This is a genomic window from Enterococcus xiangfangensis, assembly GCF_005405365.1.
Classification (GTDB): Bacteria; Bacillota; Bacilli; order Lactobacillales; family Enterococcaceae; genus Enterococcus_A; species Enterococcus_A xiangfangensis.
The window spans coordinates 157,941-170,749 of record NZ_BJDX01000004.1; the positions used below are offsets into that span (position 1 = coordinate 157,941).

Here is a 12,809-nt window from a genome sequence, read left to right on the forward strand (position 1 = left end):
TTCCTATATTCCTAATTGAATTGAATAAAAATGATTGAAATAGATAATGATTAAATAAAGGAGGGTCTTAGATGGAGACTCCAGAGAAAAAGGAAGAACTTCAAACTGAAACATCATTTGATTCAGTAAAAGAATCAGCTTCTGGTGTATTGGGCGGATTGCTAGGACAGATCAAACGATTGGAAGAAGCAATGAAAGCTGAACATATGGGCGATGTTTATCAAATCTATTGGCACGAACTGCCCGCTTCAATCCAACAATCCAGCAATACAAACCACGAAATGGACAATTTCTTGACAAGTAAATTGGATCAAGAGATCCAACGGACGTTCCCATTTATGATCATGCAAGAAGTCGTTTCACCGATCTTGATGAATTATCAAATTGGCAGCTACTATCGGGACCGTGCGGTTTTACAAGTCGATGCGACGCAACCGACGATAGAAATTTTGCCTGAAATCCGTCAACAGTGGGAAAAAACATTAAAAGGTGAATACAAAAAACAATTGACCGAGCTCCAAAACCAGCAAGATGATTTTGATGCAAAAACGATTGCTGCACAATCGGAGTTGCAAGCGCTCGATGAAAAAATCGCTCAGCAGGAAAAACTTAAAGCAGAATTGGAAGAAACCAAAAGCTTCATGAACCGAAAGAAAGTCGAAGAAGAGATTGATGGCATCAATCGTGAATTGAAAGACTTGAAGCAACAACGAAGCCAATGGGCACCTTTTGCGGAAGATCAATTATCCAGTGAATCGCAAAAGATTGAGTTAGCCAATAAAATCGATAGTCTGTCGCTAGAACAAGCAATCGCCTTAAAAGAGCTGCGTTTGATCAAGAAACGTTTCGGCGGTTTGGAAGAGATGGACACCGCGCTTGAGAATTTTATCAGAGATTTTTTATCCAAGGGGGCGGAATAAATGGCGGAAGAAAAAAATAAAATCAATCAGATTTACGATTCTTTGGTCGATACTGAAGAAGCCAATTTGAACATTCATGAAAAAGAAATTCTTCACCCTGAAGATACTGCAGACGAATCGAACGAGACACTTAAAGCGACACCTTCAACAAAACCAGTCAGCGATTCTTCGTTGACTTACTATGACAATCGTGAAGAAAACTACCAAGATCTGCTGCTTTTGATCGCTGATGCAGAAAAAGAGATTGCTGATCTGAAATTTAGAAAAGTTTTGATGGAATCTGATTTTCCTGCATTGTTAGATTATTTCAAACAAATCTTTTTAACCGAAGAATTGACCGTCTCGGCTATTGCCAAAGGCGCGTTGCTAGAGTATTTTACTTTTGAATTGATCAAACCTTTGCAAAATCAGGAATTGTACCTTTCCACTAATGAATTTTCAACTTGGGAAAGCAAACATTTCAATTTGTCTTATCGGTTGACAAGTACAAATGAGATTCTTTTCAGCTTTATGATGCCGACTTCTGACGGGAAATTCCGTAATAGCAAGATCAAATTGATGGAGGTCGCTCCTGAAACGATGAAAGTTACGGTCTTTAATGAAGCAGTCTTAACTTTATTGAAGGATTGCTATAGCAAACATATCTACACCAGCGGTCAAAACTCGATGTTCAGTCGTGAAATGAACGATGTGATGGCTCATATGAAGGAGCTAGGATTTGAATTTGCAGATAATCTATTGGACAACAGCAAGCCGTTAGACTTATCGGTGGATCTTCATCATAAAACACCAATAGATGTGATGGATAAAATTTTCATCACGGCGATGGAGAACGAAGAGTACGACTTTAAAAAGATTGATCAAAACAGTTATTTGATTGCTTTAAACGACAATCAGTCAGTGACAATCAAAACGATCGATCAAAACAGTAGTTTGAAACTCAATACTGATCGTAAAAATAAATCGCTGATCGAATTCTTTGGCAGTTATCCATTTTTAGTTCCATTGACGATCACTGATGAACACTAATGAAACGAGCTGTGCCAGTATAGGTGCAGCTCGTTTTACTTTGATCAAACGCAATTAGAAGATTCTCTTTGAAAAAAATTAATCTTTCGCACTTTTTTGATAGGAAATTGCGTTCCCTCGTGAAAGTCCACAAATCCTATGATATACTTTGAAAGTTGATATGAAAGAGTATCATTTACCATGTTTGAAAGAGGGTAGAGATTGTGTGTGGAATAGTAGGATTTATTGACCGTTCAAATACAACGCAAAAAGAACAAATTGTAAAAAATATGATGGATACGATTGTTCACCGCGGTCCAAATAGTGCGGGACAATTTATCGATGAAGGTGCTGCCTTAGGTTTTCGCCGGCTAAGTATCATTGATCTTGAAGGCGGAACTCAACCGATTAAAAATGAAGACGGCACAAAAATCATTACCTTTAATGGAGAAATCTACAATTATCAAAGCATTCGTGAAGACTTGATCGCGAAAGGGCATATTTTTACGACCCATGCCGATACGGAAGTATTGCTGCATGGCTATGAAGAATATGGTATCGATCTATTGCAAAAAATCCGTGGGATGTTTGCCTTTGTGATCTGGGATACGGAAAAACAAGAATTATTTGGTGCGCGTGATCATTTTGGAATTAAACCGCTATATTACGCACTGATGAACGGTACCTTTATGTATGGTTCAGAGATCAAGAGCTTCTTACAACATCCAAACTTTGTTAAAGAATTGAACAAAGAAGCATTGAAACCTTATATGACTTTCCAATACTCAGCATTAGATGAAACTTTCTTCAAAAATGTTTACCGGATCAAAGAGGGTCACTATTTCCTTTATAAAGATGGGAAATTAGATATCCAACAATACTGGGATGTAAAAGAACAAGAAACAAACATGAGCTTAGAAGAAACCGTTGATTTGATCGATGATACTGTAGTGAAATCGATTGAAGCACATCGAATCGCTGATGTTGAAGTCGGTTCATTCTTATCATCTGGTGTGGATTCAAGCTATGTAACAGCTGTTTTACGTCCAGAACATTCTTATTCGATCGGATTTGGCGACAATTCGTACAATGAATCGATCGAAGCGAAAAAATTAGCTGATTTAATTGACTTAAATAATACTTCACGGGTAGTTACTGGAGATGAAGCGTTTGAATATTTCCCATTGATCCAGTATCACTTAGATGAACCAGATTCAAATCCGTCGTGTGTGCCATTATATTTCTTGGCTGAACTTGCTAGTCGAGACGTTCGGGTTGCCTTGAGCGGCGAAGGGGCAGACGAGTTGTTTGCTGGATACCAAGCTTATGGTATGAATACAAAATCTAAAGCCGTTAAAGTCGTCGCAGAAGGGTTAAAAAAATTACCTAAAGGCATGCGTTACTCGATCGCTAAAGGATTAAAAGGAAAATCATTCAAAGGGGCTTTACATTTATATACTTCATTAGCACCAGCCGAAGAATTCTTTATTGGACAAGCCAAAGTCTTTGAAGAAGCTGAAGCAGTCGATTACTTACAGCCTGAGTACCAACAAAGTCCAACGATCAAAGAAATCGTCGATATTCATTACGAAAAAGTTCAAGACATGTCTGAAATCAAAAAAATGCAATATTTAGATATGCACCAATGGATGCCAAAAGATATTTTGTTGAAGGCTGATAAATTATCAATGGCTAGCTCATTAGAAGTTCGAGTGCCGCTATTAGATAAAGAATTGATGAAAGTTTCAGAAGTCGTCCCAACAAAATATTTGATCAATGCCGAAAATACGAAATATGCCTTCCGCCAAGCGGCAGCTCGTCATTTACCGGAAGAATGGTATAATCGTGAAAAACTTGGTTTCCCAGTGCCGATCAAAGATTGGTTGCGTGAAGAAAAATATTATCAACTCGTTCGCGAATTATTTACGCAAGATTTCGTCAAAGAGTTCTTTGATCAAGAAAAAATCGTAAAACTATTAGACGATAACTTTGCGGGAACCGCTGATGGTCGCCGTAAAATTTGGACAATTTATACTTTCTTAACTTGGTATCAAGTATACTTCATCAATGAAGGCGTAAAACCAGTCCCAGCCGCAATCGCGTAAGGATAATAATTGACAAACGTAAAATATCACGTTAGACTATTATTTAGGAAACTTAACAAAAAATTTTGAGGTGTGCTTTGTGAGTGTAGTTATTTAATTTGGAGTAACTTGATAGCGAAAAAAACCAACTGTTGATACAGGTTTATTTCGCATGCCAAATTAGATACCTATCAAAGCTGATGAATAAGTCTATTCAAGCTGTGAAGAGGAATCTTCACAGCTTTTTTTGTCGATGAGGCTTTTCTGAGTTGTCAGTATAAGATAACAATATTTTTGACAGGCCATTCAGCAAACAGCACAACAAAAAAAGGTAGCTGTGATCAAAACAATTTCCAGTTGAGTTTCCCACAGCAGTGATAGGTGTCTTTTCAATCGAAAGGAAAGAGACTATGAATACTAAAACCTATACTAAAACACAATTTAATGAAATCAAACAACAATTAAGCAGCTATGCAATCAGTAGCTTTGGAAAAAAACTGATCGTCGCAACTCAACCTCACGTAAAATTATCCGTCGTCGAAAAAAGATTGGCTGAAACGACGGAGGCAAAAAAATTACTCGACAGCAACCTTCACGTACCGTTTATGGGGCTCCAGAGTATTGAGCATATTACGAATCAACTCGAAAAAGGATTCGTTCTATCACCACAGGAATTACTTGAATACGCAGATTTTTTACGCAGTTTGCGTTTGATTCGGCAATTTTTTGCTAAAAATCAAACAATCGCGCCTACCTTGGATCGTTATGCCCAAGGACTCAGTGATTTTTCTGAAATTGAAACGGAGATCTACCAGGTGATTCGCAATGGACGGATCGTTGATGAGGCTAGTCGTGAGTTGCGGAGAGCTCGGCGAGATATCGCGGAGACACAAGACAAGATCCAGGAACTATTAAAGAAATTTATCCGTCAAAATAAAGAAAAATTGCAAGAAGCAATCATTACTAAACGCAATGATATTTTTACTGTTCCGATCAAAGCCGCCTATAAAAAACAAATTACTGGAACGATTATTGAACTTTCAAGTAAGGGGACAACGGCCTATATTGAACCTAGCAGCGTCAGTCGTTGGAACGAACAATTAACGTATCATAAAATGATTGAAGAAGCTGAAGTCTATCAAATTTTGGCGACACTTACAGGTTTGTTGGCAGAAGCTTTTCCACAAATTCAACAAAATCTTGAGATTATAGCTGAGTTTGATCAGATTTTTGCGCGGGGAAAGTTCAGCCGTGAACTGAACGGTATCACGCCGAAAATAAATGCTGAGGGCTATATTCGTTTAGTATCTGCGAAGCATCCCTTGATTGAACAGGCAGTGCCTCTTGACTTGACAATCGGTAAAGACTATCGAGGCTTGACGATCACTGGACCTAACGCCGGTGGGAAAACGGTCGTCTTAAAAACCGTCGCGCTACTGACGCTTATGACGATGATTGGGCTGCAGATCCCCGCACATGAAGGTACAGAAATCGCAATTTTCGATCAGATTTTCGTTGATATCGGTGATTCTCAAAGTATCGAAAATGCGTTGAGTACTTTCTCTGGCCATATGCAAAATATTTCTGAGATTCTCCGTCAAACGCGGAAAAATAGTTTGATCTTACTAGATGAATTAGGCAGTGGAACGGAACCGAACGAGGGCGCAGCTTTAGCCATTGCGATCATGGAAGAGTTTTATCAAAAAGGCAGTATACTGATTACTACAACTCACTATGGAGAGATCAAACGGTTTACAGAATTGCACCCAGATTTTATTACCGCGGCCATGGATTTTGACGCACAGCACTTAACACCGAAGTATCGTTTGCTGATTGGTCAGACTGGAGAAAGTAACGCGCTATGGATCGCTAAAAAAATGGATCTTTCCGATCAGATCATCGGTAAAGCACAAAAATATTTTTCAGATCGGAATTACCAGCTGGAAAAGAAAAGCTTTAAAGTAAAATCACCTAAACCAATCACAAGCGCAGATGACTCGACCTATTATAAAGGGGACAAAGTCTTCTTATTAGAACAACAGAAATCTGCTCTGATCTATCAAGAGATCCCATTTTCAGATAACATATCGGTGTATCTTGACGGTCAGTTTATAGAAGTTCCGAAACGCCGGATCAAACTTGAATTCCGTGCCAGCGAACTTTATCCAAAAGATTATGAGCTTGAAAATTTATTCGAAGACTTTCAGTCGCGGAAAGAACGACGTGATATCGACCGCGGCTCAAAAAAAGCACAGCGAAAATTAAAAAAAGAAGCCATGCAGAGAAAACAAAAGTAGACTCTAGTATGACATATCGGAGCAGAGAAACCCGATTGTTGTCTAGCAAAAAGCGACCTGGGAAATTAAATTTCCGGGTCGCTTTTTTTATTCATATTGTTGATAGGTCTTAGTTTTATATAAACCGATCGTCGATTTTTGATTGTTCTCACTATATAAACTGGAAGACTGTGCACCTTTTTGCCGTTCGATTTCTTCTAAGCGCGCTTTTTGATTATGGTAATCAAATGAGCTTGGATCAATAGGATCTAAGCCACTATCTTGATAATACCTCAATAAGTCGCCATTAGTAATTTTATCAGAAGTGATCAATTGTTGATCCACCTCTTGATTTAACTCAACAAACAGCTTTTCTTGCTCCGGTGTTGGCTCGTCGATAACTTGTCCTGTTTGATTATCATACATTTTACCGCCATAAAAAGTGTATTCTGGGGTAACGAAATCACCATCGCGAAAGGCCACTACTTGTTTGTGTTCAGCTGAAAATAAATCTTGGCCAAGTTGTAGATATTTCTTAGAATCAATCCCTAATAAGTGAAGCAGCGTAGGGAGTGCGTCGACTTGTCCGCCATATGTGTGATTGATCCCGCCAGTCGTTGTCCCGGGAATATGGATCATGAAAGGAACTCGCTGCAATTGCGCATTATCATAATCTGTCCAGTCGGAAGAATCTTTCCCTAATAATGGGGCCAGCTCTTTATTGCGTGTATTGGAAATCCCATAGTGATCTCCGTACAAGACGAAAATCGAGTTGTCGTATAAACCGCTCGCTTTCATATAATCAAAGAATTCTTTTAATGCGGTATCTAAATAATTCGCCGTTGCAAAATAACCATTGATCGTTTCATCTTTAGTATTGGCTAACGGAAACCCATCTTCGTCGTTTTTGAAACGAGAGTAGGGATAGTGGTTCGACACGGTAATAAATTTTGCATAAAATGGCTGCTGCAAATGTTCTAAATACTGCACAGATTGATGTAAGAATGGTTTGTCATGCATCCCATATTGGAACGAATTGTCATCGTTAATATCGTAATAAGAGGAATCGAAGAAGTATTCAAATCCTAAATGCTTATAGGTCTTATCGCGATTCCAAAACGAAGCAGAATGTCCATGAAAGACCGCGGAAGTATAGTCTGCTTTTTGTTTCAAGATATTTGGTGCCGCTTCAAAGGTGTTTTTATCACCCATTTGAGTAAACAATGCTCCTTGATTCAAACCGAATAACGAGTTTTCCATCAGTGTTTCAGCATCGGAGGTTTTCCCAGCTTTGACTTGATGGAAAAAGTTATCAAAACTATACGTACTTTCGCCATGATACAAACTGTTTAAAAAGGGTGTTACCGTATGCTGCACACCGTTTTCGTCAGTTAATTGATAATCGAGCAAAAACTGTTGAAAACTCTCTAAATGAATATAGACTACATTTTTTCCTTTAGCAATTCCATACATGGAATCGTTAGGCTCGGCGTAATGATCTTTGACATAGCTTTCAACCTCTTTAAGATCGTTCGGACTTGCTTCAGCGCGAATTTGGTTATTTTGATACGTTTGATAACTATCATATAGAGTAAAGGCATTGACCCCTAAATATTTCACTAAATTTTCCCGTGAAAATTGTCGACTCAATAAACCTGAGCGATCGATCTCTGCAAAGAAAATATTTCCGCTGCCTATTAACAAAGAAAGGGCCGTTAGTGCCACAGCTTGACGAAAACGCGGATATTTCTCAGCGACTGCGATTTTCTTTTTGAAAAATAGAACGGGGAAGATAAATAAATCTAAAACATAAAAAATATCATACCAGCGAAATAAACGAACAGCACTTTCACCTAACCCTGTCGATACTTGACCTGCGCCGAGCAAGGTATTGATCGTAATGAAATCTGTAAATTCGCGATAATAAACAGCATTTGAAAACAGCCAAATCGTCAGTAAACTGTAAATAGTAAACAACGTCGCGTAAGCAGCTTTTGGCCGCTTGATAAATAATCCGATGCTAAGCAATAACATTGAAACGCTCAGAGGATTGATCAGTAAAATAAATAATTGCATAGGGTTTTGGATTCCTAGATGAAAATCGACGATATAGGCAAACATATTTTTCACCCAAAGCAAACCAATCAACAAACTAAAAAATCCAATTCTAGTCTTGATAAAATCACTATATTTTTTTAAATGAAACATTCTCATGCTCCTTACAATTATTTTTCATATCCTTAAATAGTTTATCGTTTTTTTATACTTAGGTCAAACTGAAGCAAGTCAGAGACGCTGACATATCAGCATTTCAATCCCTCTTTTTATATAATGTAAGTAATTCTTAATAAACGCAGATCCAAATTTTTTTAGCTTACGATCCGTCAAACGTATGGATTGATTCCATCAGATGTTTCAGCTACAATACCTATGCAAAAATATAAACTAAAAGCGAGGACAAACTTATGAATTTAGATCCCAAACATCGTTATGCTCAGCAAGCGACCAAAATGACGCAAAGATTATTTGTCACCACATCAATTCTGACAATTCTCTTCATCCTTGCGGCATTTTGGCAATCATGGTGGTGGTTGCTTGGTGTAACAGCAATCGTTGTCTTTTGGGCCGTCTATAGTAGTCAAATGCGCACAGTTCCTATTCGAGATCTGACTACTGGACAAGAAAATCTAGTTGAATCAATAAAATGGCAAGAATTTAAAAAAGAGTATCCAAACCAAGTCGCAAAAAATGGGGCAAAATCCTAAAAGTACTTTATAATAAAAAATGTGAATAATAACTAAATAAAGTGTACATCGGAGAGGATTCTATTGGATGAGTATTCAACTAAATATGATTTTGTTAGCAACACGGTTACTAAACGTTAAAAAAGTTTTTACATTAAGCGGGGATAGTTTAAAAAAGAAGCAGCAAAGCGGCAAACAAAAATTGCTGTTCCTAAAAATACGCAGTTTACGGGATTTAAAAAGACTTCTATTGAAGTTGAAGGGACAACTAACTATCTGTTCAGTAAAGGTTCCAAAAAAATTCTGATTTATTTAGCGGGCGGCGGATTTATTCTTCCGATATCAGGCTTGCATTGGGATTATTTAGATATGCTGACAAAAGAGACGGAAACCGATCTCTTGGTATTGAATTACCCATTGACGCCTAAAAGCAATGTGGATGATGTAATGCGGTATATTGATCTCGCAATTTCTAGTCACTTGAATACGTATGAGACGATAACATTAATGGGGGATTCTGCCGGTGGGAATATTTCGCTTGGTTACAGTCAATCCGTTTATAATAAAGAGAAGAAGGTCAAAAATATCATCGCTTTATCTCCATTCGTAGATTTTTCACTTGAGAATGAAGAAATAACAGTCGTGGCTAAAAGAGATACCATTGTTTCCCCGATTGCGTTAAAAGATGTCGGTGAATGGTATAAAGGAACTCATTTGATTACAGATCCTATCGTTAGTCCGATTAATGGAGACTACAAAGACTTAAATGTTTTAATGATCTCTGGCACGCGAGATATCACAAATCCTGATACTAAACTTTTAGCAGAGAAAAATCCTTCAATCAATTATATCCAGGTAGAAAATATGCCACACATATTTATGTTATACATGATCCCTGAATCTGAAAAAGCCAATCAACTTATTATCGATATGATCAACACTGATTGGTAAGGAATAGTTATTGACAAGTAAAAATATTTCTCAAAAAAATCAGATAGATATAAAAAGAGGCTGCGACAAAATCTTGTCACAGTCTCTTTTCAAATAGATTTCTTTTGGCTCTGTATTATTAAATAGCTCGGGTAAAATGGATACCTATTTTTTACTTTCATCGAGTCCGTCTAAAAGGAGGATTAATTCCTGCAGCTTTTCACTGAGGAATGCATTCTTTAAATATGAATATTGGACATGGAAAGTTTGTTTGTCTTCTGCGATTAAGGGAACTTTGACAAGACCTTCCATGTCAGCAAACGGAAGAAAATCTGTCATTAAAGTAATCCCAACATTGGATTTAACTAGCTGACCAGTAGTTTGAATATCAGAAGAACTAAGCAGGATCTTAGCTTTCTTATGATATTTTTCATTGAGGTTCCGAAAAGCTTCCATATGGACATAATTTTCATCAAGTAGGATAAATGGATATTCCAGTGCCTCGCCAAAGGAAATTTCCTCGCGAAGTGCTAAAGGATTATTTTTAGAAACAAAAATATAAAACTCACGTTCATAGAGTTGTTTAACGATTAAATTCGGATGGTTGAGTGGAGTGATGCTACCAATAAGACTAAAATCAATGTGCCCAGATAGAAGTTTCGCTAACAACTCTTCAGAACCGCCCGATATGAAATTAAAATTTGCGATGAAGTCGATATTTTCTTTTTTTTGTAATAACTGAGTGAGGATCTTTACTCTAATAATGGGTGGGAAACCGATTGGGATCTGTTTGTTTTTAGAGTGTTCGATCGCCCGTTCGATTAAAGCTAGCTCATCCAAGATATTCTCTATGTGCATCTTTAAAACTTTTCCCTCATTAGTTAGAGCGACTGTTCTATGAGAAGGATCTTTATAGATTAAATCGCAATCATAATGTTTTTCCAACCTTTTTACGGCATAAGTGATCGTAGGTTGACTAACACCAGAGTATTTTGCTGCAGCAGTAAAAGAAAGCAGGTTTCCTAAGGTATTAAAATATTCGAAATCATGCAGATTCATTGGTTAAAAGACTCCTTTCATTTTCCATAGTTTACCACAAGTCTTTCCATTTGATATAAAAAATATTTATCATAACTAAGGGATTTGACTATAATTTTTTATAGGCATTAAAATACTTCAGTAATGATTACTTATATTAAATTTACTTGGAGGTCACACACATGAGAGCACATGAACTATTAAATAATCCTTTTTTGAATAAAGGAACAGCTTTTACTATGGAAGAACGTAAAGAACTTGGTTTGGTAGGACTTTTACCACCATATATTCAAACAATCGGAGAGCAAGCTGAACAAACGTATCAACAATACTTGAAAAAACCTTCTGATATCGAGAAACGTCATTTCTTGATGGAAATATTCAATACGAATCGGACATTGTTCTATTATTTATTTAATCAACATATTGTAGAATTTAATCCAATTGTTTATGATCCTGTTATTGCAGAAACCATTGAAAACTATAGCCATCTTTTTGTTGATCCACAATACGCAGCTTATCTTGATATCAATCATCCTGAAAATATCGAAGCTACTTTAAAAAATGCAGCGGGTGATAGAAATATTCGACTTATCGTTGTAACAGATGCTGAAGGGATTCTTGGTATCGGCGATTGGGGAACACAAGGTGTTGATATTTCAGTTGGGAAATTAATGGTTTATACTGCCGCAGCTGGGATTGATCCTGCTACCGTTTTACCTATCGTTATTGATGCAGGGACCAATCGAAAAGAATTATTAGCAGATCCTATGTATCTTGGAAATCGTCACGAACGTGTCTATGGCGAAAGTTATTATGATTTTATTGATAATTTTGTAGAAACAGCCGAAGAAATGTTTCCTAAATTATACTTACACTGGGAAGATTTTGGTCGGTCAACGGCTTCAAATATCTTAAACAAATATAAAAACGTAATTCCAACGTTCAATGATGATATTCAAGGAACAGGGATCGTAGTTCTTGGCGGAATATTTGGAGCGCTTGATATTACAGGCGAAAAATTAACGGATCAAGTCTATCTTTGCTACGGCGGCGGATCTGCTGGTGCTGGTATTGCTGCCCGTGTTCATGCTGAAATGGTAAGCGAAGGTTTGTCAGAAGAAGAAGCATACAAACACTTCTTCATGATGGATAAACAAGGATTACTTTTTGACGATATGGAAGATTTGACCCCTGCTCAAAAACCGTTTGCAAAAAAACGTGAAGATTTTGCAAATGCGGCGGAACTGACAGATCTTGCGAATGTTGTAAAAACAGTTAAACCGACTATTTTAGTTGGAACTTCTACAAATGCTGGAGCCTTTACGCAAGAAGTTGTAGAAGCTATGTGCGATAATACAGAACGTCCAGTTATTTTCCCAATTTCTAATCCGACAAAAAAATTGGAAGCTACGGCTGAACAAGTGATTACTTGGTCTGACGGAAAAGCATTTGTAGCAACAGGTGTTCCTTCAAACAATGTAAACTACAAAGGAATCGACTTCCAAATTGGTCAAGCGAACAATGCGTTGATTTATCCAGGATTGGGATTAGGTATGCTTGCTTCAGAAGCAGCACTTCTTACTGATGAAATGATCGGTGCAGCAGCACATTCATTAGGCGGACTAGTTAATCCAGATGAAGCGGGTGCTCCGGTTCTTCCTCCATTCGAACAAGTGACAGAAATGTCGATCAAAGTAGCAGAAGCCGTTGCTAAAAAAGCTCAAGAACAAGGATTAGCTAAGGCTGAAGAAAAAGATATGGAAAAAGCTGTTCGAAATATCAAATGGTATCCAAAATACTAGGAGG

General features: G+C 37.5%; 9 protein-coding genes. 7 read left to right on the forward strand and 2 right to left on the reverse strand.

Going from position 1 to position 12,809, the window contains the following annotated elements; translation table 11 throughout:
* The first annotated feature begins 71 nt into the window (after positions 1-71).
* The 4 genes from FFM68_RS06560 (at position 72) to FFM68_RS06575 (ending at position 6,309) form a co-directional block, all read left to right on the forward strand.
* Entirely contained in the window at positions 72-920 is an 849-nt protein-coding gene (locus FFM68_RS06560) for a hypothetical protein (RefSeq protein WP_137618609.1), read from the forward strand.
* Positions 921-1,949, forward strand: a complete 1,029-nt coding sequence (locus FFM68_RS06565; RefSeq protein ID WP_137618610.1) for a hypothetical protein — start codon at positions 921-923, stop codon at positions 1,947-1,949.
* 203 nt (positions 1,950-2,152) lie between these two features.
* Entirely contained in the window at positions 2,153-4,033 is a 1,881-nt protein-coding gene (asnB, locus tag FFM68_RS06570; protein WP_137618611.1) for an asparagine synthase (glutamine-hydrolyzing), read from the forward strand.
* Between the two features lie 389 nt (positions 4,034-4,422).
* Positions 4,423-6,309: an endonuclease MutS2 gene (locus tag FFM68_RS06575; RefSeq protein WP_137618612.1), complete on the forward strand. Its 1,887-nt coding sequence runs from the start codon at positions 4,423-4,425 to the stop codon at positions 6,307-6,309.
* Between the two features lie 87 nt (positions 6,310-6,396).
* Here the strand turns inward: FFM68_RS06575 and FFM68_RS06580 are convergent, their stop codons facing one another.
* On the reverse strand, positions 6,397-8,496 hold the full coding sequence (locus tag FFM68_RS06580) for an LTA synthase family protein (RefSeq protein ID WP_137618613.1): 2,100 nt from the start codon (positions 8,494-8,496) through the stop codon (positions 6,397-6,399).
* A 257-nt stretch (positions 8,497-8,753) separates the two neighbouring features.
* Here FFM68_RS06580 and FFM68_RS06585 point away from each other — a divergent pair, with 257 nt between their 5' ends.
* Positions 8,754-9,053: a hypothetical protein gene (locus FFM68_RS06585; RefSeq protein ID WP_137618614.1), complete on the forward strand. Its 300-nt coding sequence runs from the start codon at positions 8,754-8,756 to the stop codon at positions 9,051-9,053.
* A 255-nt stretch (positions 9,054-9,308) separates the two neighbouring features.
* On the forward strand, positions 9,309-9,983 hold the full coding sequence (locus FFM68_RS06590; RefSeq protein WP_275578070.1) for an alpha/beta hydrolase fold domain-containing protein: 675 nt from the start codon (positions 9,309-9,311) through the stop codon (positions 9,981-9,983).
* 144 nt (positions 9,984-10,127) lie between these two features.
* Here the strand turns inward: FFM68_RS06590 and FFM68_RS06595 are convergent, their stop codons facing one another.
* On the reverse strand, positions 10,128-11,021 hold the full coding sequence (locus FFM68_RS06595) for a LysR family transcriptional regulator (protein WP_137618616.1): 894 nt from the start codon (positions 11,019-11,021) through the stop codon (positions 10,128-10,130).
* Between the two features lie 161 nt (positions 11,022-11,182).
* Between FFM68_RS06595 and FFM68_RS06600 the strand changes: the two genes are divergently transcribed.
* Positions 11,183-12,805, forward strand: coding sequence for a malolactic enzyme (locus FFM68_RS06600; RefSeq protein ID WP_137618617.1), 1,623 nt, complete (start codon positions 11,183-11,185; stop codon positions 12,803-12,805).
* Positions 12,806-12,809 lie beyond the last annotated feature (4 nt).

Coding starts and splice junctions, on each gene's coding strand:
- FFM68_RS06560 (WP_137618609.1), top strand. CDS start 72: ATGGAGACTCCAGAGAAAAAGGAAGAACTTCAAACTGAAACATCATTT.
- FFM68_RS06565 (WP_137618610.1), top strand. CDS start 921: ATGGCGGAAGAAAAAAATAAAATCAATCAGATTTACGATTCTTTGGTC.
- FFM68_RS06575 (WP_137618612.1), top strand. CDS start 4,423: ATGAATACTAAAACCTATACTAAAACACAATTTAATGAAATCAAACAA.
- FFM68_RS06580 (WP_137618613.1), bottom strand. CDS start 8,496: ATGTTTCATTTAAAAAAATATAGTGATTTTATCAAGACTAGAATTGGA.
- FFM68_RS06585 (WP_137618614.1), top strand. CDS start 8,754: ATGAATTTAGATCCCAAACATCGTTATGCTCAGCAAGCGACCAAAATG.
- FFM68_RS06595 (WP_137618616.1), bottom strand. CDS start 11,021: ATGAATCTGCATGATTTCGAATATTTTAATACCTTAGGAAACCTGCTT.
- FFM68_RS06600 (WP_137618617.1), top strand. CDS start 11,183: ATGAGAGCACATGAACTATTAAATAATCCTTTTTTGAATAAAGGAACA.